At 71.1% G+C, this 19887-nt stretch carries 17 protein-coding genes and 1 pseudogene; 12 read left to right on the forward strand and 6 right to left on the reverse strand.

The window, feature by feature from the left end:
* A pseudogene (locus ACWGKQ_RS41545) lies at window positions 1-1161 on the reverse strand (hypothetical protein); the annotation flags it as partial.
* 720 nt (window positions 1162-1881) lie between these two features.
* On the opposite strand from ACWGKQ_RS41545, the gene ACWGKQ_RS41550 reads away from it, so the two are divergent.
* Both ACWGKQ_RS41550 and ACWGKQ_RS41555 read left to right on the forward strand, forming a co-directional pair.
* A complete protein-coding gene (locus tag ACWGKQ_RS41550) occupies window positions 1882-2442 on the forward strand; it encodes a hypothetical protein (protein ID WP_453297227.1) in 561 nt (186 codons plus the stop codon).
* Between the two features lie 286 nt (window positions 2443-2728).
* On the forward strand, window positions 2729-4933 hold the full coding sequence (locus tag ACWGKQ_RS41555) for a trypsin-like serine protease (RefSeq protein WP_453297228.1): 2205 nt from the start codon (window positions 2729-2731) through the stop codon (window positions 4931-4933).
* Between the two features lie 291 nt (window positions 4934-5224).
* Here ACWGKQ_RS41555 and ACWGKQ_RS41560 read toward each other — a convergent pair whose 3' ends face one another.
* Window positions 5225-5821 (reverse strand): FMN reductase, encoded by a 597-nt coding sequence (locus tag ACWGKQ_RS41560; RefSeq protein WP_453297229.1) that lies wholly within the window; start codon window positions 5819-5821, stop codon window positions 5225-5227.
* Window positions 5818-6933, reverse strand: coding sequence for an LLM class flavin-dependent oxidoreductase (locus tag ACWGKQ_RS41565; protein ID WP_453297230.1), 1116 nt, complete (start codon window positions 6931-6933; stop codon window positions 5818-5820). Before ACWGKQ_RS41565 ends, ACWGKQ_RS41560 begins: the two co-directional genes overlap by 4 nt.
* Window positions 6934-7040: 107 nt before the next feature.
* Here ACWGKQ_RS41565 and ACWGKQ_RS41570 point away from each other — a divergent pair, with 107 nt between their 5' ends.
* Both ACWGKQ_RS41570 and ACWGKQ_RS41575 read left to right on the forward strand, forming a co-directional pair.
* Window positions 7041-7919: an AraC family transcriptional regulator gene (locus tag ACWGKQ_RS41570; RefSeq protein WP_453297231.1), complete on the forward strand. Its 879-nt coding sequence runs from the start codon at window positions 7041-7043 to the stop codon at window positions 7917-7919.
* 186 nt (window positions 7920-8105) lie between these two features.
* Window positions 8106-9155, forward strand: a complete 1050-nt coding sequence (locus ACWGKQ_RS41575; protein ID WP_453297232.1) for a thaumatin family protein — start codon at window positions 8106-8108, stop codon at window positions 9153-9155.
* 100 nt (window positions 9156-9255) lie between these two features.
* Here the strand turns inward: ACWGKQ_RS41575 and ACWGKQ_RS41580 are convergent, their stop codons facing one another.
* Window positions 9256-11229, reverse strand: a complete 1974-nt coding sequence (locus ACWGKQ_RS41580; RefSeq protein ID WP_453297233.1) for a sigma-70 family RNA polymerase sigma factor — start codon at window positions 11227-11229, stop codon at window positions 9256-9258.
* A gap of 173 nt (window positions 11230-11402) precedes the next feature.
* Here ACWGKQ_RS41580 and ACWGKQ_RS41585 point away from each other — a divergent pair, with 173 nt between their 5' ends.
* Window positions 11403-12443, forward strand: a complete 1041-nt coding sequence (locus ACWGKQ_RS41585; RefSeq protein WP_453297234.1) for a thaumatin family protein — start codon at window positions 11403-11405, stop codon at window positions 12441-12443.
* A gap of 19 nt (window positions 12444-12462) precedes the next feature.
* On the opposite strand, the gene ACWGKQ_RS41590 is transcribed toward ACWGKQ_RS41585, so the two are convergent.
* Window positions 12463-12927 carry a hypothetical protein gene (locus tag ACWGKQ_RS41590; RefSeq protein WP_453297235.1) on the reverse strand — a complete coding sequence of 155 codons (465 nt, stop codon included), beginning with the start codon at window positions 12925-12927 and terminating at the stop codon, window positions 12463-12465.
* 122 nt (window positions 12928-13049) lie between these two features.
* On the opposite strand from ACWGKQ_RS41590, the gene ACWGKQ_RS41595 reads away from it, so the two are divergent.
* The 5 genes from ACWGKQ_RS41595 to ACWGKQ_RS41615 all read left to right on the forward strand — a co-directional run bounded on the left by ACWGKQ_RS41595 (window position 13050) and on the right by ACWGKQ_RS41615 (window position 16117).
* Window positions 13050-13382, forward strand: coding sequence for a YnfA family protein (locus ACWGKQ_RS41595; protein WP_453297236.1), 333 nt, complete (start codon window positions 13050-13052; stop codon window positions 13380-13382).
* A gap of 169 nt (window positions 13383-13551) precedes the next feature.
* The gene (locus ACWGKQ_RS41600; protein WP_453297237.1) at window positions 13552-14310 is read left to right on the forward strand and encodes an SDR family NAD(P)-dependent oxidoreductase; all 759 of its coding nucleotides are present in this window, start codon (window positions 13552-13554) and stop codon (window positions 14308-14310) included.
* Complete coding sequence (locus ACWGKQ_RS41605; protein ID WP_453297238.1) at window positions 14310-14492, forward strand: hypothetical protein; 183 nt, start codon at window positions 14310-14312, stop codon at window positions 14490-14492. Before ACWGKQ_RS41600 ends, ACWGKQ_RS41605 begins: the two co-directional genes overlap by 1 nt.
* Window positions 14493-14503: 11 nt before the next feature.
* On the forward strand, window positions 14504-15769 hold the full coding sequence (locus ACWGKQ_RS41610; RefSeq protein WP_453297239.1) for a tyrosine-protein phosphatase: 1266 nt from the start codon (window positions 14504-14506) through the stop codon (window positions 15767-15769).
* A gap of 171 nt (window positions 15770-15940) precedes the next feature.
* The gene (locus ACWGKQ_RS41615; protein WP_453297240.1) at window positions 15941-16117 is read left to right on the forward strand and encodes a hypothetical protein; all 177 of its coding nucleotides are present in this window, start codon (window positions 15941-15943) and stop codon (window positions 16115-16117) included.
* A gap of 390 nt (window positions 16118-16507) precedes the next feature.
* Here the strand turns inward: ACWGKQ_RS41615 and ACWGKQ_RS41620 are convergent, their stop codons facing one another.
* Entirely contained in the window at window positions 16508-17701 is a 1194-nt protein-coding gene (locus ACWGKQ_RS41620; protein ID WP_453297268.1) for an RtcB family protein, read from the reverse strand.
* A gap of 216 nt (window positions 17702-17917) precedes the next feature.
* On the opposite strand from ACWGKQ_RS41620, the gene ACWGKQ_RS41625 reads away from it, so the two are divergent.
* The gene (locus tag ACWGKQ_RS41625; RefSeq protein WP_453297241.1) at window positions 17918-18772 is read left to right on the forward strand and encodes a DUF3558 domain-containing protein; all 855 of its coding nucleotides are present in this window, start codon (window positions 17918-17920) and stop codon (window positions 18770-18772) included.
* A 117-nt stretch (window positions 18773-18889) separates the two neighbouring features.
* A complete protein-coding gene (locus ACWGKQ_RS41630; protein WP_453297242.1) occupies window positions 18890-19789 on the forward strand; it encodes a DUF3558 family protein in 900 nt (299 codons plus the stop codon).
* The last annotated feature ends 98 nt before the right edge of the window (window positions 19790-19887 follow it).

The following is a 19887-nucleotide window of genomic DNA, read 5'->3' on the forward strand; positions in this document are numbered from 1 at the left end:
GGTCGAGTCGTCGCTCGCGTCGGCGGCGGCGCTGGCCGCGGCGGCGGCGGTACGGGCACCGGCCGCCGCGTTGCGGGCGGTGACCGCCGCCGACTTGGCCGCCGCGGCCTGACCGGCGTCCTTGGAGGCGGAGATGGCGGCGGAGTAGGCGTGGGTGGCGGCCTGGCCGGCGACGGCGGCCGCGGCCGCGGCGGCCTGCGCGGCCTGGGAGGCGATCCGGGAGGCGGACACCGCGGTGTTGGACGCGTTGATCGCGGTGCGGGCCGCGTCGGCGGCTCCGTCCGCCGCGTCGGCCGCCCGGCCGGCCGCCGCCGCCGACTTCGCGGCGTCGTCCTTGGTGGCCTGGGCCTCGGCGGCGGCCTTCTGGGCGGCGGCCTTGGCAACCTGCGCGGCGGCCTGCGCCCGGTCGGAGGCCTCCAGGGCCGCGTCCGTCTGGATCTTGGCCTGCTTGCCCGCCGCCTGCACCACGAGCACCAGCTGGGCGACCGAGAGCGACTCCTGGTCGCGGGCGCGGGAGATGTGCTGCCCCGTCTCCAGCCACTGGTGGATGTCCTGCGCGGTGCCGTTCAGCGCCCGCTGCGCCGTCTTCTGCACCTCCGGGCCGGCGACGGCGAGGATCTGGAAGACCGCGAAGCGCTCGTCCTCCTGACGGGCCGTGTACTGACCGTCCGTCAGGAAGGTCGCCAGAGCGTCGTCCGTGCCGGCGTCCAGCGCCTTCTGGGCCGCGGTCTTCACCGCCTTGTCCCCGTTGTTCATGATCGTCAGTACGGCGACGCGCATGTCCTCCGCGAGGGGCGCCTGATAGCCGGACGCCAGGAAGTCCGCCACGTCGGCGTCCGCGCCGGACAGCGCCGTGCCGGCCGCTGCGCGGACCCCCTTCCCGGCGGAGGCGATCATCTTCAGGATCCCGACCCGGTTGTCCTCGGCCGTGGTCTGCGCCAGCGTCGTGCCCAGGAACGTCCGGACGTCCGCGTCCGTACCCACGAGCGCCAGTGCCGCCGCGGCCCGGGTGGCGGAGCCGCCCGACCGCCAGGCCTGGACGGCTCTGGCCCGGTCGGTGTCCGGCAGCGTGGAGGTGCCGTCGGTGTCGTCGGCCATGGCCCTCGACGCATCGAGGCCGAGGGCGGACAGCGCCACCGCGGCGGCGCCTCCGGATACCACCGAGCGGAGGAAACTCCGTCGGCTCCACTGTCTCACGGTCATCTTTCGAACCCCCTGATCGAAGATTGCAGTGCCCTGCGAAACCGAAATGTGGTGCCGGAGAAGAATCACACAGATCCCCCTCGGAAATACCCACGCGAGGAAAACGCGTCCGCTTTATCCGCTACCTGCGGAGAAGTCGAACGAAAGACCCGGCGAGACGGGCGGGAGGAAAGGAGGCGATAGCGAGCGAATTACCCACACACGTCACCCGGGGCGGGGTTATCCGGACCCACAACCTCCGTACAGAATCCGCATAGCTACTGGGGTCCCGGCCGACATCCCATGCGCAACCCGTGGAGTTTGCCTGGCTTATTCCGCTGGACACGTTCCCGCCGGTGGGCTTTGATGGCGCGGCCAAGACTTCTTACGGGGGCAAGTGCTTGTATGCGGTAATTGAGGCTGCCTTACGGCTGCCCGGCGACCGCCCGACGCATTTCCGCACCCCTGTCACCTCGCCACTCGGAGGGTCGACACAGAAATCGGGCAGAGCAATGCGCAGGGCAGGTGTCGGCCACCGACGGGGGGTGCGCGAAAAGTGAGCACGGTCATTCCGTTTTTCTGCGGTGCGCACCCGGCGCAGCGGCTTTTACGCACGCCGCCACGACCACGTCGGGACAGCCTCCGCACCCGCCTCCACCCTCTTCCGGGCAGCAGACCGGAACCCATGACGGGAGACCGATGAAGGCACGTCCCTCGGCCATGTCACGGCCGACACCGAAGCACAGCAGACTTGTGCGCCGCGCACTGGCCGCCGCGGCGACGGCCGCCCTCGCCTGGCTGGCCGTGTCCGTGGCGGGCCCCGGTGGCGCCGCCGCCTCCGGCCGCCCGGCCGCCGACGCCGTCGCTCCGCTGGCCGACGAAGCACCCGGTTACGCGGTGGAGGACTTCGGCTATCCCGGCGCCGACAAGATCCTCGCCGAGCAGGGCATCACCCTCAAACGCGGCGACGGCCACATCGTCCTCGCGGACTGCGGCAGCCAGAGCGGCCTGTTGCAGGTCTGGGCCCGCAGCAAGGCCGAGATCTGCTTCCGGGTGACCGGCGACTCCGGCTACCTCAGCCTGGAGATCCCCTCCGTCTACGGCGTCCAGGGCAACGCCTACTCCACCCAGGTCGACATGACCGTCGACGACGAGGAGAAGACCTACGACGTCCCCGAGAACAGCTGGGCGGCCGTGGGCGAGAGCGCGGACGACCAGGGCCGCGAATGGATGCTCGTGGAGATCAGGACCTCCAAGTAGCGCCGCACCACGCCGTCCGCACGCGTGCCGGCCGTCCGGCGCCCACCGCGCCCGCCCCGGAGGTGCCACGCCGTCGTGTCCGCGAGCAGCGGTGCACGACCGGTCCGCACACCCGCGCCGCGGTGAGCGGTCGTGCCGCGCCGACCAGCCGCCCGCAGTCCGCGAGCCACCGAACCGACGGCCCCTCAGCACCGCGGACGACGCCCTTCCGACGCCGCCCTCACCAGCCGTCCCGCCCCGGTTTCGCCGGTCCCACCGGCCGCACCGGCCTCGCCCCGAGGAAGTCATGGTCAACAGACACATCAGATCCCTCCGCGTCACCGCCCTGGCCGCGGCCCTGATCGCCGCGCCCCTCGCACTGACCGCCGCTCCGGCACACGCCCTCTCCGGCGCCGCCGCGAGCGGGACCACGTACAGCTACACCGCCCGGCTGGACATCGGTGACGGGACACGGGCCTGCTCCGGTGTCCTGGTCGATGCCGAGTGGCTGCTCACCGCGGCCAGCTGCTTCGTCGCCGACCCGGCCGCCGGACTCACGGTCCCCGCCGGCAGGCCCCAGCTCACCACCACCGCGACCATCGGCCGCACCGATCTGACCACGACCGACGGCGAGGTGCGCACCGTCGTCGAGCTCGTCCCGCGCACCGACCGCGACCTGGTCCTGGCCCGTCTCAACCGCCCGGTCACCTCGGTGGCCCCGGTGTCCCTGGCCACCACGGCGGCCACCGCGGGCGAGACCCTGACGGGAGCGGGATACGGCCGTACGAAGGACGAGTGGGCACCGCTGGCCCTGCACACCGGCACGTTCTCCGTGGACTCCGCGACCGCCACCACCGCCTCCGTCACCGGCCAGAACGGCACGGCGATCTGCGCGGGCGACGCGGGCGGTCCGCAACTGCGGGTGACCAGCGGCAAGGCCGAACTGGTCGCCGTCAACAGCCAGTCATGGCAAGGCGGTTGCTTCGGCACGGACACCACCGAGACCCGCACCGGCGGGGTCGCCACCCGCGTCGACGACCTGGGCGGCTGGATCGCCTCGAAGGCCGGCGCGACCCGCGTCGCCGACTTCAACTGCGACGGTGTGGAGGACACCGCCATCGCCGATCCGAACACGTCGGCCGGCGGTGTGTCCCAGGCCGGTGTCGTGCGCATCGTCTACGGCGGCGGCAAGGGCACCCAGGAACTGAGCCGGGCCCTCAGCTACGTACCGGGCGACCCCGAGACCGGCGACCTGTTCGGGCAGACCCTGGCGACCGTCGACTACGACGAGGACGGCTGCACCGACCTCGTCGTCGGCGCCCCGTCGGTGGACATCGGCACGGCGACCGACGCCGGCGCGGTCTACGTCCTGTACGGCGGCCCGGACGGCATCGGCTCCGGCAAGGCCGCGACAGACCTGGAGGAGGGGGCCGCGACCAACTCCATGCGCGCCTCCACCCCCGAGACGGGTGACCGGCTGGGCGCGGCCCTGGCCGCCGGAACCACCGCGGCGGGCGAGCCGTGGCTGCTGATCGGCGTGCCCGGTGAGGGACTGAACGGCATCGCCAAGGCGGGCGAGGCGTTCTACCTGCGCGGCTCGACCGACGTGTCGATCTACCAGGGGAGGACCGCCGATGTCCCCGGAACCTCCGAGACGAACGACGGCTTCGGCGCCACGGTCGCCGGCGACGGCAACTTCATCGCCATCGGCACCCCGAACGAGGGGATCGGAACCGCCGCGGCGGCGGGCGGGGTCGCGGTCTTCGGCCACACCCTGAACGCGGCGGGCATCCCGACCCCGCGCATCGCCCTGTCCGAGGACCTCGACACCGTGACCGGCTCCCCCGAGGCGAACGACGAGTTCGGCGGGGCGCTGTCCATGACCGCGTACCGGCCGGCGGGTGCCACGTCGGCGTCCGACTCCGTCCTCGCGATCGGCGTGCCCGGTGAGTCCCTGACCGTGAGCGGCACCGACCGGGCCGAGGCGGGCCGTGTCGTCACCGTGCACATCACCGCCTCCGGAGCGTGGAGTCAGCTCGGCGACATCAGCCAGGAGAGCGCCGACGTCGACGGCACCGGCGAGGCCGGGGACCGCTTCGGCCAGACGGTCGCGACCGTCAACACCGCCCCGCGGGCGGAGAGCACCGCGAGCACGCTGCACCTCGCGGTCGGCGTCCCGGACGAGGACCTCGGCACCGCGGCGGACGCGGGCGGGATCCAGACCTTCTCGCTGCTCGGCGCTCCCGGTGACACCGACGCCTGGGTCTACGCGGGCAACGGCACCGGGCTGCCCGGCACATACGGTGCGAGCCAGTACGTCGGCTCCAGCATCACGGCCACCGGCACGAACCTCTACGTCGGCATGCCGTACGGCCCTTCGGCGTACGGTGCCGCGTACGCCCTGCCCTGGTCGAACGTGACCGGCGGCACGGTGGCCGCGGTGACGACGTACCAGCCCGGCGCCGGCGGCCTGCCCGCTGCCGGCGTGCGCTTCGGCTACGCGGTGAAGTGACGAGGGGGCGGCGGGGGCCCGAAAACCACACCCCACGGACCCCCACCGCCCCCCACCCGGAACCGGCACCCTTCCCGCCCGGAACCGGCACCCTTCCCGCCCGGGACCGGCTCACTTCCCGCGCGGGCCGGTGGGGGCGGGCCGCGCAGTTCCCCGCGCCCCTTTGGGGCGCGCTGCCCAGCCGTGTCTTTCATCCAGCCGCGGGCAGTCGTGCCGCTGGGGCGGCACGGGTGGGCGCGGGCGGCACCCGGCAAGCGCCGGTGAGCGTCCCCACCCCCGGCCCCCACCCCCTCAGCTCGCCGCCAACCTCGCCAGCTGCTCCGCGAACGGTACGACCGGCAAGGACTCGGCTTCCGCGGGCCTGGTCGCCGACAGCCCTGCCATCAACCCCGCCAGCTCCCCCGCCGCCCGCTCGACCCGGCCCTCCAGCCCCTCCGCACCCCAGTCCTCCGAGGCCGCGTAGACGCCCGTCGGCACGACCACCGCCCGCAGGTACGCGAACATCGGCCGCAGCGCATGCTCCAGCACCAGCGAGTGCCGCGCCGTCCCCCCGGTCGCCGCGATCAGCACCGGCTTCCCCGCCAGCGCGTCCTTGTCGAGCACGTCGAAGAACGACTTGAACAGCCCGCTGTAGGAGGCCGTGAACACCGGCGTGACCGCGATCAGGCCGTCCGCCCCGGTCACCGCCTCCAAGGCCGCCGCGAGCCTGCGCCCGGGGAACCCGTTCGTGAAGTTGTGCGCGATCTCGACCGCGAGGTCACGCAGCTCCACCACCTCGACCTCGACCGGGGCCTCGGCCTGCCGGCCCACGGCCGCTGCCAGCCGGTCCGCCAGCAGCCGCGTGGACGACGGCACGCTCAGCCCCGCCGAGACGACGACCAGCTTCATGCCCCGACCTCCTTCTTGTCCGAAGCCTTCTCCCCAGCGGCAGCGGCGGCGGCGACCAGCGACGCGTGCGTCGGCGCCTCCGGAACGTCCGCCGGACGGCCCTTCGCGAACTCCTTGCGCAGCACCGGCACGACCTCCTCGCCGAGCATGTCGAGCTGCTCCAGGACCGTCTTCAGCGGCAGCCCCGCGTGGTCCATCAGGAACAGCTGGCGCTGGTAGTCGCCCGCGTACTCGCGGAAGCCCAGCGTCTTCTCGATCACCTGCTGCGGCGAGCCCACCGTCAGCGGGGTCTGCTCGGTGAAGTCCTCCAGCGAGGGCCCGTGCCCGTAGACCGGCGCGTTGTCGAAGTAGGGCCGGAACTCACGCACCGCGTCCTGCGAGTTCTTCCGCATGAACACCTGGCCGCCGAGGCCGACGATCGCCTGCTCGGGCGTCCCGTGCCCGTAGTGCGCGAACCGCTTCCGGTAGAAGTCGACCATCCGCTTGGTGTGGTCGGCGGGCCAGAAGATGTTGTTGTGGAAGAAGCCGTCGCCGTAGTAGGCGGCCTGCTCGGCTATCTCGGGCGAGCGGATCGAGCCGTGCCAGACGAACGGCGGCACGTCGTCCATCGGCCGCGGGGTGGAGGTGAAGCCCTGCAGCGGCGTGCGGAACTTGCCCTCCCAGTCGACGACGTCCTCGCGCCACAGCCGGCGCAGCAGGGCGTAGTTCTCGATGGCGAGGTTGATGCCCTCGCGGATGTCCTGCCCGAACCAGGGGTAGACCGGCCCGGTGTTTCCGCGGCCCATCATCAGGTCCACCCGGCCGTCGGCCAGGTGCTGGAGCATCGCGAAGTCCTCGGCGATCTTCACCGGGTCGTTGGTGGTGATGAGGGTGGTGGAGGTGGAGAGGATCAGCTTCTCCGTCTGCGCGGCGACGTAACCGAGCATGGTGGTCGGCGACGACGGCACGAACGGCGGGTTGTGGTGCTCACCCGTCGCGAACACGTCCAGACCGACTTCCTCGGCCTTCAGCGCGATCGCGACCATCGCCTTGATGCGCTCCCGCTCGCTCGGCGTCCGCCCCGTGGTGGGGTCCGGCGTGACGTCGCCGACCGTGAAGATCCCGAACTGCATGCTCGCTCACCCTCCAGGTTGTTTACGATTCAACTATACCCACAGAACGAGACCTCACCGCCACCTATTCCCCCACCCCGACCGGCCCCCGGACGTACCATCCGGCCATGGCCGCCGCACCCGGACCCGCCCCCACCCCAGCCCCAGGCCCCGGCCCCGGCCCCGGAGACGCACCCGTCCGCGACACCCGCGGGATCGTCGACCCGGCCGGGCTGCTGTCCCGGGTGCGGTTCCGCCGGCACCGGCCTGCCGAGCCGCTGCGCCGCCACATCGAGACGTACTGGTTCATCGACTGGGACCTGCCCGAGCCGTACGTCTCCCACGTGGTCCCGCACCCGTCCGTGAACCTCACCTTCCAGTGGGACGGGGCCGACGGGGACGACGCTCCGCCCTACGCCGAGCTCACCGGAGTCGCCCTCGGTCTCTACGCCCGCAAGCTGACCGGCCGCGGCCGGGTGTGCGGCGCCAAGTTCCGCCCCGGCGGCTTCCGCCCGTACGCCCCCGGTCACCCGGTCTCCCACTGGACGGGCCGCGCCCTGCGCGCCGACGAGGTGCTCCCGCGGGCCACGGCCGACGCGGCCCGCGCGGTGGTGGGCCCCCGCGACGACGCCGACCGCGTGGCCGCCCTCGATGCCTTCCTCCTCGCCCTCGCCCCCGCCCCCGACCCGCGGGCCGACCACGCCATGGCCCTCGCCGAACGGATCAGGACCGACCGCACCGTCCGCCGCGTCGCCGACTTCGCCCAGACCGAGGGCATCTCCGTACGCGGCCTGCAACGCCTCTTCGCCGAATACGTCGGCATCACCCCGAAGTGGGCCATCCTCCGCTGCCGCATCCACGAGGCCCTGGAGCGGGCGGGCAAGGAGGCCGACGTGGACTGGGCAACCCTGGCCGCCGAACTGGGCTACGCCGACCAGGCCCACCTGGTACGCGACTTCAAGGCGACGGTAGGTGTCCCGCCGACGTCGTATACAGGCGGCCACTGAAGCGCCTCTTAGGGGCACGGGGCTGTATTTGATGTGCGGCTGCCGCCGCGTGGGCGCGACCAGCCCCCACCGGGCCCGCAGGCGAAGCACACACCAGGACGACCCCGTTTCCGTTATCCCACAGCAACCGTCCAGGTCTCCCCTACGTAAGCCCACGCCCGTGGAAACGGACAGGAGCCCCGTGACATGCACCACCACCGCCGTCGCCGCCGACCTCGCCGGTACTCCGGCCTCGCCGCCACCGCCGCCGTAGTCCTCACCTGCCTCGCCCTGGTGACCGGTGTGGTGCTGGCCCGGATGCAGACCGGCCCGGCCTCGGACCGGCACACCACCGCCGCCGACCCGGCGGCCACCCCCCGCACGACGGCCGGCGCCGACCCCCTGGCGAGCCCCTCCTCGAAACCGTCACCGTCACCGTCGCCGTCCCGCTCGGGCAAGGGCTCGGCATCCCCGCACGCCGGCACCTCGCCCTCCGCCAAGGCCTCGTCCGCCCGCACCGCGAAGCAGCCGACGACGAGCACCGGCAAGACCCCCGGCAAACGCACCATCACCCTCGTCAACCGGCTCGACCAGACCATCTGGCCGGCCATCGCCGCCGACCCCAAACACCCGGTCGAGGCCACCGGCTGGGTCCTGCGCCCCGGCGCCAGCCTCAGCTTCGCCATCCCCGACCACTGGGACGTCCGCCTCTGGGCCCGCACCGGCTGCTCCTTCGACGCCGCAGGCGACGGCACCTGCCTGAGCGGCGGCTGCGGCCACTTCCAGTGCGGCTCGACCTGGGGCGAATTCCCCTCCACCCTCGCCGAGTTCAACCTGAACGCCTGGAACGGCATGGACTTCTACGACGTCAGCCAGGTCGAGGGCTACAACCTGCCGATGTGGATCAACAGTTACGGCGGCACCTCCGCCGACAAGGTCGACGGCAACGGCTGCACCGCGGCCGGCTGCGTCAAGAACACCATCGCGACCTGCCCCAAGAAGCTGCAACGCGTCCGGGACGGCCATGTCGTCGCCTGCCTGAGCGCCTGCCTGGTGTTCAAGACGGACCAGACCTGCTGCACCGGCGCCTACGCCGCCCGCCCCCAGTGCGTGCCCTCCTCATGGCCCGTGAACTCCGCCGCGGTGTTCAAGGCGGCCGACCCCAACGCCTACTCCTACGTCAACGACGACGCGACCAGCGTCTTCACCTGCTCCGGAGAGTGCGGCTACCGCGTCACCTGGGGTGTGAGCCCCTAGGGCCCATAGAGCCCCCAGCACGAGGGGGCCGGTGCCGGCCGGCCGCCGCACCGGCCCCCTTCGTTCAGCGCACCGCTCAGCACACCACTCGGCTCCCCGCTCAGCGCGCCGCCTGGAAGGCCCGCCCCGCCGCCGTGGCCGCCGTACCGCTCGTGAACAGCCCGCTGCTCGGCTTCGCCGGATCCGCACCCAGCCCGAACCACGCGTACCGCTGCACGTACGGCAGCGCGTCCAGCATCTTCGTGGACGCGGTGACGAAGTCCGCCTGCTGCTGCGCCGACGGGAAACGGGTCCCCTGCGAGAAGTCGATCAGCGCGTACTCGGTGAGCCAGATCGGCTTGTGGTACCGCGCGTACACCGCCGCCAGGTACTGCTTCAGCTGCGCCACGGCCTGCGGGGTGCGGAAGTCACCGCCGTACCAGTGCAGCGTGATGAAGTCGACCCGGTACCCCTTCGCCTTCGCCCCGGACATGAACCGGTCCAGCCAGCCGCCGGCCGTGTCCCCGCCGTACGCCACCGCCGGGCTGCCCAGCACCTTGCCCGTCGCCATCAGCCTGGGCCACAGCCCCAGCGCCTGGTCGACCGTCATGTTCGACTGCTGCGCCATGTCGGGCTCGTTGAAGCCCAGCAGGTACGGCCCCGCCGCGCGCGCCTGCGCCAGCGACGCGTCGGTGACGGACGAGGCCCCCCAGATCATCGGCACGAAGGAGGCCGAGGACGGGGTCGTCACGCCCTGGTGCTGGGTGTTCCAGGTGTAGTACCAGCTCGCCCCGCTCGCGGCGAGCGCCTGGCTCACACCGTTGAACGTCCACACGCCGACGCCCTTCTTGGCACCGGAGGCCACCTGGACCGGAGCCGCGGGGTGCTTCGAGGGCGTCGGCCTGACCGACGGCTTCGGGGACGCGCTGCGGGAGGGGGACGGCGACGGGGAGGCGGAGTGCGTCGGACTCGGGCTCGGCGACGCCACGGCGACCGGCGTCGGCGGTGCGGCCGTCTCCGCGGCCGGGACGGACGGGCCCGCTGTCATCCGGGCCGCGACCAGGGCGACCGCCGCGACGACCGCGACCGCCGCCGAACCACCCACGACGGCCTGCTTGCCCACGAGACGACCACCCAGCCGCCGGCCCGCACGCCTGCTCGCCTGCCCGTGCCGCCGCCGCACCGCCCGGCCCCCGGTACTCCCGCCGTTTCCGCTGCCCCCGCCGCTCCCGCCACTCGAATCGGCGGCCCCTGCGCCGTGGGACGCCCCGACGCCATGGGACGCGGTGACATGGGCCAGCACCCGCGCCGAGTCCAGACCGGCCGGCACCGCCACCAGCGGCAGCCCGCTCAGCAGCCGGTCCATCGGCAGCAGCCCCCGCTCCAGGCCCGCGCACACCCCGCAGCCACGTATGTGACGCCCGAACCGCTTGCGCCACAGGGAACTCGGCAGCCCGTCCCACGGCTCGGCGATCTCGTCCAGCTCCGCACAGCGCGGGTCGGCCGCGAGCCCCCGCACCACGCCCCGCGAGACCTCCATCTGCTTCTTCATCCGCTGCACCCGCACCGCGGCATGCCGGTCGGACAGCCCCAGCGCACCGGCGAGGTCCGCGCGCTCCAGATCGCCGGTCTCCTCCAGCCACCACAGGGACAGCAGCTCCTGGTCGTCCGCATCGAGCCAGCGCGTCGCCTCCGCGACCTCCCGGCGCTGCTCGGTCAGACCCAGCCGCAGGATGGTCAGCCCGGCGAAGTCGAGCGCGGGGTCGGTGATCGCCTCCGCGTCGTCCAGATGCGCCCTGCGGTCCCGGTCCGTGGCCCGCGACTGCTCCCGGTTGCGTACCTGCCGGATCGTGATGGCGACGAGCCACGACCGGAACGCGGACGGATCCCGCAGCTTCTCCAGCCCGCGCACCATGCGCAACAGCGTCTCCTGTACGACGTCGTCGACATCGGCATGACCGTTCAGGGCCCGGCCGACGATGTTGTAGACCAGCGGCAGACACGCGGTCACGAGGTACTCCAGGGCCGCTCTGTCACCCGCGCGAGCGGCCGTCACGACGCCGGGGTCGGGTCCGCTCCGATGGTTCTCGGTCATGTGGGTCTGTTCCTCCGCGCAGAGTCCGGCTGTCGGAACGGAGACCCCGCGCGATACGCGGGGACAACAGAAAAACCGGCGAGTCGGCTTCGCAATTTGTGTTGTACGGCCCCCGCCGACCAGGTCACCGAAAGGCAGGCACACATCTGGCACAGCCCGAGGAAGGCACAAGGATGGCACGAGGACGCAGGAGACACGGCACGAGACCACCGCGACGCCGCTGGTGGTACGCCGGCGCGGCCGCCCTCGCGACGACCGCCACCGTACTCATCACCTACGGCATGTGGACACCGGCCGGCACCCACACCGCGAACACGGACCGGCAGACGGCCGCGGCCCTCCCCTCGAACCCGTCGGACACCGCGCTCGCCACGTCACCGTCCCCGTCGCCGGACCGCAGCGCCTCCGCCTCCGCCTCGGCCCACGCCAAGCCGTCGAAATCGGCCTCGGCGTCCGCATCGGCCGCGGCGAAGACCCCGGGCAAGCCGGCGGCCACCGCCCGGGCCGGGCAACCCGCCACCACCACCGCCCCGGCCGGCAAACGCCTGATCACCGTCGTCAACAAGACCCAGAAGACGGTGTGGGCGGTCGTCACCAACACCTCCGTCTACCCCGCCGGCCGCAGACTCGCCCCCGGCCAGAGCCTCTCGGTGACCGTCGCGAACAACTGGGGCGGCCGCATCTGGGGCCGTACCGGATGCACCAACGGAACGGCCGCCGGCCCCTGTGCCTCCGGCGACTGCACCAGCGTGTGCAGCGGCGGCAACCCGCCCACCACCCTCGGCGAGTTCACCTTCGACGCCTTCGACGGCATGGACTTCTACGACGTGAGCATGGTCGACGGCTCCAACCTGCCCATGTACATCAACATCTCCCACACCACGACCACCGACCCGGTCAGCTCCGCGGGCTGCTACAAGGGCACCTGCACCACCGAGGTCAACTGCCCCAAGGCCATGCAGGCCCTCTCCGGCGGCCAGGAGATCGGCTGCAAACCGCCGTGCGCGGCCTTCGGCGGCGACACCTACTGCTGCCGCGGCGCCTGGGCCGGCCGCGACAACTGCCTCCCCGCCAAGTGGCCGGTCGACCACACCCAGGTCTTCAAGCGCGCCGAGCCCTACGCCTACTCCTACGCCTTCGACGACGGAGCGACCATGCCCTGCAAGGGCGCCTGCTACTACCGGGTGACCTTCGGCACCACGAACGGCACCTAGGCACACCCGCCGGCGGCCGTCAGAACGCGTACGGATCCCCCGTCGCCAGCACCAGCACCTGCTGTCTGTCGTTCGTACGGTCCTGGTCCACCGCGCCCCCGCCCCACGCCACGTCCACCGCCAGCCTCACCTCCGACGACTGCTCCCGCAGCCGTACCGGAACCACCAGCTGCTCGCCGGGCACCTCGACCGCCAGCGGTCCGGTGTCGCACACCACCTCCCGGTCACCGGTGCGCGCGCACCCGCCCGGCAGCTGCTGCGTGTCCGCCAGCGCCGCCGACGACGTCAGCCGCACGCTGGCACCCGACACGGAGTCCGGCCCGTGGTTGCTCGGGGTCACCCGGACCTCCACCAGGTCCCCGCCCAGCACGGCGGACCCGTGCACCTCGAGATCGGCGTTCCCGGCCCATGCGGTACCGCCCCCGCCCACGACCAACGCACCCACCGCCACCACACCGACCACCGCCGGCCCGCAACGCCGCATCACGACACCACCCGTCCCGTCCGTACGTCCGTTTCCGGCATTCATACGGATGTATGCCACCAAGGCCCCGCCGCAGGCGCCCCCCATCAGGTGACACCCGCCGCGCGTGCCACGCTGCACACATGCTCATTCTCCGCTCCGCCGCCCTGTTCGTCGTCGCAGCGCTCTTCGAGATCGGCGGGGCCTGGCTGGTCTGGCAGGGCGTACGCGAGCACCGCGGCTGGCTCTGGGTCGCCGGCGGCATCCTCTCCCTCGGCGCCTACGGCTTCGTCGCCACCTTCCAGCCGGACGCCCACTTCGGCCGCATCCTCGCGGCATACGGCGGCATCTTCGTCGCCGGCTCGATCCTCTGGGGCGTCGTGGCAGACGGCTACCGCCCGGACCGCTGGGACCTCACGGGGGCGGCGGTGTGCCTGGCAGGAATGGCCGTAATCATGTGGGCCCCCAGAAACTGACGTGAGGTTCGCGCCCCGAAAGGTGCGCGGGGCTGTATGTGATGTGCGGCTGCCGCCGCGTGGGCGCGACCAGCCCCCACCGGGCCCGCAGCCGCCCGATTCCCCGACCCCCACGGCGCCTAGACTCTCCAAAGCAAGCCGCACATATAACCCCGCTGAGGAGCAACCCATGGCCCCGTCCCGCATCGCGGTAGTCACCGGCGCCAGCGGCGGCATCGGCGCCGCCACCGCCCGCCGCCTCGCCGAGGCCGGCTACCGCGTCGTCCTCACCGCCCGCCGCGAGGACCGCATAGAGGCCCTGGCCAAGGAGATCAACGAGGCGGGCCACCAGGCCACCGCCTACCCCCTGGACGTGACGGACCGCGCGGCCGTGGACGAGTTCGCGACGGCCTTCCAGACGGTCGCCGTCCTCGTGAACAACGCCGGCGGAGCCCTCGGCGCCGACCCGGTGGCCACCGGCGACCCCGCCGACTGGCGCACCATGTACGAGACGAACGTCATCGGCACCCTGAACCTCACCCAGGCCCTGCTCCCCAAGCTGGAGGCGAGCGGCGACGGCACGGTGGTCGTGGTCTCCTCCACCGCAGGACACGGCACCTACGAGGGCGGCGCCGGCTACGTCGCCGCCAAGCACGGCGCCCACGTCCTCGCCGAGACCCTCCGCCTGGAGATCGTCGGCAAGCCGGTCCGCGTCATCGAGATCGCCCCCGGCATGGTCAAGACGGACGAGTTCGCCCTGACCCGCTTCGGCGGCGACGAGGAGAAGGCGGCGAAGGTCTACCAGGGCGTCGCCGAGCCCCTGACCGCGGACGACGTGGCCGACACCATCGCCTGGACGGTGACCCGCCCCAGCCACGTCAACATCGACCTCCTGGTCGTCCGCCCCCGCGCCCAGGCCTCCAACACCAAGGTCCACCGGGAACCGTGATGCCGGCCCCCGCGACACCGGACGACGACCCCACTGCCGCCCTGGAGAGCGACCTGGAAAAGCACCGCCTGAAACAGGAGACGAAGAACGAACGCCAGGTCTGGTACTTCCTGGCCTACTTCCTCTTCGGCATCCACATCATCGCCTTCGTGATGATCTACGCGGTGCGGCACGCGAAGTAGGCTCGCGGCCCGTGGACAGACACATACCCTTCGACGGCCTGCACAACTTCCGTGACCTGGGCGGCTACCCGACCGCCGACGGCCATCGCGTCCGCCCCGGCCTGCTGTACCGCGCGGACTCGCTGGGAAAGCTGCGCGAAGGCACGCCGGACTGGGACCGCTTCCTGTCGCTGGGCATCCGCACGGTCATCGACCTCCGCCATCCCTGGGAGGCCGAGGCCCGGGGCCGTATCCCCTCCGCCCCCTCGTTCACGTACCACAACCTCAGCATCGAGCACCGCCCCTACGACCAGGCCGCCCTCACCCCCGACATCGACCCCGGCCCCTACCTGGCGGAGCGCTACCTGGAGGTGGCGGAAGACGGGGTCAAGGAGATCCGCAGGGCACTGGAGCTGGTGACCAGGTCGGCGCAGTCGTCCACCCCCCTGGTCTTCCACTGCGCGTCCGGCAAGGACCGCACCGGCCAACTGGCAGCACTGATCCTGACCTTGGCCGGGGTACCCGAACCGACGGTCGTCGAGGACTTCACCCTCACGGAACTGGCGACGCCCGCCCTGCTGGCCGGCTGGAAGGCGAGGAACGAGGGCCGCGAGCCGACCTGGTCGGGCTTCGGCCGAGCCCCGGCATCGGTGATGCGCCTGTTCCTGTCCTCACTGAAGGCCCGTTACGGCTCGACCGAGGAGTACGTGACGCAGGCACTCGGCCTGGACGCGAACGCCCTCCGCGACACCCTCCGCACGGCCCTCCTCGAACCCCGCCCCACCACCTGGCCACAGCTGTCCTACCGCAGAGCCACCCCCTCCGACGCCCGCACCCTGGTCCGCCTCCGCGACTCCGCGGCCCTGTGGCAACTGGCCCGCGGAATCGACCAGTGGAAGCCGGGAGAGAAGGACGAGACCCACTTCCGCACCCGCATGCGGGAAGGCGAGGTCTGGCTGGCCCACTCGGGCCCCCACCTGGCCGGCGCCTACGAACTCTGGTGGGACGACCCGGCGGCCTGGGGCCCCCGCCCCGCCGACGCGGGCTACCTCCACCGCCTGATGACAACCCCGCACACGGCCCCGCCGGGCACCGGCCGCCACCTGCTGACCCAAGCCGAATCCCGCATCACAGCAGCAGGCCGCCCATTCGCCCGCCTCGACTGCCTAGCCTCCAACCCCCGCCTGCGCGCCTACTACGAGTCGGCGGGCTACGAGGCCGTAGGCGAACAGCCCGCAAAGGACGGCGGCTCGGGCAGCCCGTACGCGGTGACACTGCTGGAGAAACGGCTTCGGTAACTCACAGGGGTGAACATGATCGATCACCCGAACGCCACCTGAACACCCGCCCTGCGCTCGCACCACACCATCGACTCGACGGCCCTGTGGCTGAATGCGAGCCTAGCGCCAAGCGTTTCATGGACCTCACGGTCCTGGAGTACGCGTACATGTTCGGGTTCTTGCAGGCGGATGGACGCCGAGATCCTGCAGGCGTTCCAGAAGCTGACGCCGTACTACAGCAGCATCACCGGGCGTACGCGATCCACCGACTTCGCCCAGACCTCGACCACGGCGATCTGGACCCTCTGTTCCTTGGAGGCCAGGACCACGCTCAACGAACTCGGCCTGCCCTACGGCCGCAAGTGAAAGACGATCGCCCCTCCGAAAGCCTCAAACGCAACTCACGCGACGAGATCTACAACCTCTACTGCACGATGGAGGGGGCCCAGCGCCTGGTCGCTCACCTGTATTACCGCGGCTGCCTGTCCTTTCAGCGCAAGCACACTGCGGCAGAGGCGCTCGCCGACTGGGCACGCCCCACAGCGATGAGGGCCGCTCATACACGGCGCCGCTGGACCGAGTCCGAAGACCGGACGCTGCTGAAACTTCGTAGCCCGATGGCTGCTGCGGAAGCGCTCGGCAGGACACCTCAGGGCTGCAATCTCCGCCTCTGGCGCTTGCGCACAGGCCAAGCCCCCATGCCCAGCAGCCGATAAGCAGCCGAGGCCCCCCGGTGATGCCGGGGGGCCTCTCAAGTCAACCCTTCACGCAGACAACCTGCTTCAGCTTCGCCACGACTTCCACCAAATCCCGCTGCTGCTCGATGACCTGGTCGATCGACTTGTACGCGCCCGGAATCTCGTCCACAACACCGGAGTCCTTGCGGCACTCCACACCTCGGGTCTGATCCTCCAGGTCCTTCGTCGAGAACCGCCGCTTGGCCGCATTACGGCTCATACGCCGACCCGCACCATGCGAAGCGGAATTGAAGGACTTCTCGTTGCCGAGACCCTTCACGATGTACGACCCGGTGCCCATGGAGCCGGGGATGATGCCGTATTCCCCGGCTCGGGCACTGATCGCCCCCTTGCGGGTCACGAGCAGGTCCACTCCTTCATACCGCTCACGGCTTACGTAGTTGTGGTGGCAGCTCACTTCGGGCTCGAAGGTGACCTTGGCCTTCTTGAACTCCTTGCGGACCACGTCTTTGAGGAGGGCCATCATGAGCGACCGGTTGTACTTCGCGTACTCCTGAGCCCAGTAGAGATCGTGCTCGTAGGCCGCCATCTGCGGGGTGTCCGCGACGAAGACGGCGAGGTCCCGGTCGATCAGCCCCTGGTTGTGCGGAAGCTTCTGGGCCACGCCGATGTGGTGCTCGGCGAGTTCCTTGCCGATGTTCCGGGATCCGGAGTGCAGCATGAGCCATACCGAATCGGACATATCTACACAAACTTCAATGAAGTGGTTGCCGGCTCCGAGCGTCCCCATCTGCTTCACGGCCCGCTCCTCCCGGAACTTCACCGCCTCCGCCACCCCGTCGAACCGCCCCCAGAACCCCTCCCACCCAGCCGTCGCCAGCCCATGGAAGTCCCCCGGCTCCACCGGGTCCGTATGCATCCCCCGCCCCACCGGAATCGCCTGCTCGATCTTCGAGCGCAGTCGGGACAGGTCCCCCGGCAGGTCGTTCGCGGTCAGGGACGTCTTCACCGCGGACATGCCGCAGCCGATGTCCACCCCGACCGCCGCCGGGCACACCGCGCCCCGCATGGCGATGACCGACCCGACCGTCGCACCCTTCCCGTAGTGGACGTCCGGCATCACCGCCAGGCCCTTGATCCACGGCAGGGTCGCGACATTGCGCAGCTGCTGGAGCGCCACGTCCTCGACGGTCGCCGGGTCGGTCCACATCCGGATCGGTACCTTCGCGCCCGGCATCTCCACGTACGACATGTCTTCCCCATTCCCCCGTGAAACCAAATAAAAAGATCTAATGCGACAGAACGCAAATGCAGCGTCAAGGGCACCCAAATCAGACAAGGGACCGGCGTTCACAGCAGTGCGTGCGATACACATTGTCTCCAGGGGGCGCCCCGCTGCGGCAAGCGATTAACCAGCGGGGACACTGGAGCAGGACCGAGCGGACCAGTGAACGGAAGGAGCCTGACCGTGCAGCGGAAGGCGTACGCAACCGGCATCGCCGCCCTTCTCGCGGTGCTGCTGGCCGGCTGCACGAGCGGTTCCAGCGGTGGCGACGACACCAGCGACAAGAACGCGGACACCGGCACCGCCACCGCCGCCGCCCAGCCCGGCAAGTACCGCACCCTCCCCGAGGCCTGCGGCGCGGTCAGTCACGACACCCTGGACTCCCTGCTCCCCGGCATCGCCCAGATCACCGACGAGGAGCAGCGCGAGAAGGCGTACGAGGGCGAGGCCACGCTCACCTACGACACCGACCGCAGGGTCGGCTGCCACTGGAAGATCGAGTCCACCGACGCCACGGACCGGCTGTCCGTCGACTTCGAGCGCGTGGTGTCGTACGACAACGCGGTGAGCGACGACAGCGAGGCGCAGACGATCTACACGCAGCTGGAGTCGGCGGCCGACATCCCCGTGTCCGCGCCCCCGAGCCCCGCCGAGACGGAATCGCCGTCCGAGTCGGTGTCGGGTTCGCCGTCCAGCTCCGCGTCCGCGTCCCCGTCCGCCTCCACGTCCACGTCCACGTCGTCCACGGGATCCGCCGACGCGTCCGCGTCCGCCTCTCCCTCCACCACTCCGGCCGCTCTCCAGCCCCGTACTCTCTCCGATCTCGGTGACGAGGGGTATCTCGACGACCAGCTCAGCGGCTCCGGTTCGACGGCCGAACAGCGGACGGTGACTGTGGTGTTCCGCACGTCCAACGTCGTCGTGACCATCGCGTACGAGGAGCAGCCGATGGCCACGGGGACCGTCCCGGACAGCAAGGAAATGCAGGACAGGGCGCAGAATCTGGCCGCGCAGCTGGCCGAGGCCCTCAACAGCTGAGGCCTCCGGCACACCCTTCGCACCCCGCCCGCAAAGCGGGCGAACCAAAACCGCACAGCTTCCTCACCGCGTACCGTGGCCCCTCGGACCCGATCCGACCGCAGGAACCCCGAACGTATGAGTGAAGGAACCATGCAGCGAGTAGCAGTCCAGCGAGACGACCAGCGTGCCCGGAACGAGCGGAATGCACTGCGACGGGCAGGGCGTCTGCGCCGTGCTCTCGTGTGTGCGGTCGCCGTCCCCGCCGTGGCGTTGGTCGCGACGGCCTGCTCCTCGGACTCGGACAACGCCGCCCAGGAGACGGGTGCCGGTTCGAGTGCCGCGACCGTCCCGGGCGGCTCCGTGGCGGCTTCGCCGACCGTTCAGGCGGCCAAGTACCAGAAGCTGCCGGAGCCGTGCGCGGTGCTGTCGAAGAAGACGCTCACCGCGCTCGTGCCGAAGGGGGCGAAGTCGGGCAAGGAGGGTACGTCCGACGACGTGGCCACGCGCGGCAGCTGCTCCTGGAGCAGCCTGGACAACAACGGTGTGAAGGGTTCGCAGTTCCGCTGGCTGAACATCTCCTTCCTGCGCTTCGACTCGGACACCAGCCGTGGTTCCGGCGAGCAGCAGGCGGAGTCGTACTACACGAGCCAGGTGCAGGGCGCCCAGGCCGTGGCCGGTGCCAAGAACACCAAGTCGGCGCCGGTGGCGGGGACCGGTGACCAGGCGACGCTGGTGCGTTACGACCTGAAGAAGAAGGAGGGTGCCTTCAAGCAGCAGACGGTCGTGGCGCGGGTCGCGAACGTCGTCGTCACCCTCGACTACAACGGTGCGGGTCTGGCGGGCGAGAAGACGCCGGACGCGGACACTCTGGCGAAGGCTGCGGAGAAGGCGGCCAAGGAAGCCGTGGCATCGGTGACGACGGCCAACGGCTCGGGTGCGGCACCCAGTTCACCTGCGGCGACGCCCTCGAAGTCGGCGTCCGGGTCGCCCTCGGCGAGTGCCTCTCCTTCGAAGTCGTCGTCCAAGAAGAGCTGACCGGCCGTACGTGCGCCGCACTGATGTGCCACCCTGTTGCGCGCAACAACACGCAAGGGGAGGGGAGTACGGGTGGCCGAGCGAATACAGCTGACTCG

The organism is Streptomyces sp. NPDC054770, from assembly GCF_053611985.1.

Bases quoted from the DNA above. Each gene is read 5' to 3' on its own strand.
- ACWGKQ_RS41550 (WP_453297227.1), top strand. From the start codon at position 1,882: ATGAAGGCACGTCCCTCGGCCATGTCACGGCCGACACCGAAGCACAGC.
- ACWGKQ_RS41555 (WP_453297228.1), top strand. From the start codon at position 2,729: ATGGTCAACAGACACATCAGATCCCTCCGCGTCACCGCCCTGGCCGCG.
- ACWGKQ_RS41560 (WP_453297229.1), bottom strand. From the start codon at position 5,821: ATGAAGCTGGTCGTCGTCTCGGCGGGGCTGAGCGTGCCGTCGTCCACG.
- ACWGKQ_RS41565 (WP_453297230.1), bottom strand. From the start codon at position 6,933: ATGCAGTTCGGGATCTTCACGGTCGGCGACGTCACGCCGGACCCCACC.
- ACWGKQ_RS41570 (WP_453297231.1), top strand. From the start codon at position 7,041: ATGGCCGCCGCACCCGGACCCGCCCCCACCCCAGCCCCAGGCCCCGGC.
- ACWGKQ_RS41575 (WP_453297232.1), top strand. From the start codon at position 8,106: ATGCACCACCACCGCCGTCGCCGCCGACCTCGCCGGTACTCCGGCCTC.
- ACWGKQ_RS41580 (WP_453297233.1), bottom strand. From the start codon at position 11,229: ATGACCGAGAACCATCGGAGCGGACCCGACCCCGGCGTCGTGACGGCC.
- ACWGKQ_RS41585 (WP_453297234.1), top strand. From the start codon at position 11,403: ATGGCACGAGGACGCAGGAGACACGGCACGAGACCACCGCGACGCCGC.
- ACWGKQ_RS41590 (WP_453297235.1), bottom strand. From the start codon at position 12,927: ATGCGGCGTTGCGGGCCGGCGGTGGTCGGTGTGGTGGCGGTGGGTGCG.
- ACWGKQ_RS41595 (WP_453297236.1), top strand. From the start codon at position 13,050: ATGCTCATTCTCCGCTCCGCCGCCCTGTTCGTCGTCGCAGCGCTCTTC.
- ACWGKQ_RS41600 (WP_453297237.1), top strand. From the start codon at position 13,552: ATGGCCCCGTCCCGCATCGCGGTAGTCACCGGCGCCAGCGGCGGCATC.
- ACWGKQ_RS41605 (WP_453297238.1), top strand. From the start codon at position 14,310: ATGCCGGCCCCCGCGACACCGGACGACGACCCCACTGCCGCCCTGGAG.
- ACWGKQ_RS41615 (WP_453297240.1), top strand. From the start codon at position 15,941: ATGGACGCCGAGATCCTGCAGGCGTTCCAGAAGCTGACGCCGTACTAC.
- ACWGKQ_RS41620 (WP_453297268.1), bottom strand. From the start codon at position 17,701: ATGTCGTACGTGGAGATGCCGGGCGCGAAGGTACCGATCCGGATGTGG.
- ACWGKQ_RS41630 (WP_453297242.1), top strand. From the start codon at position 18,890: ATGAGTGAAGGAACCATGCAGCGAGTAGCAGTCCAGCGAGACGACCAG.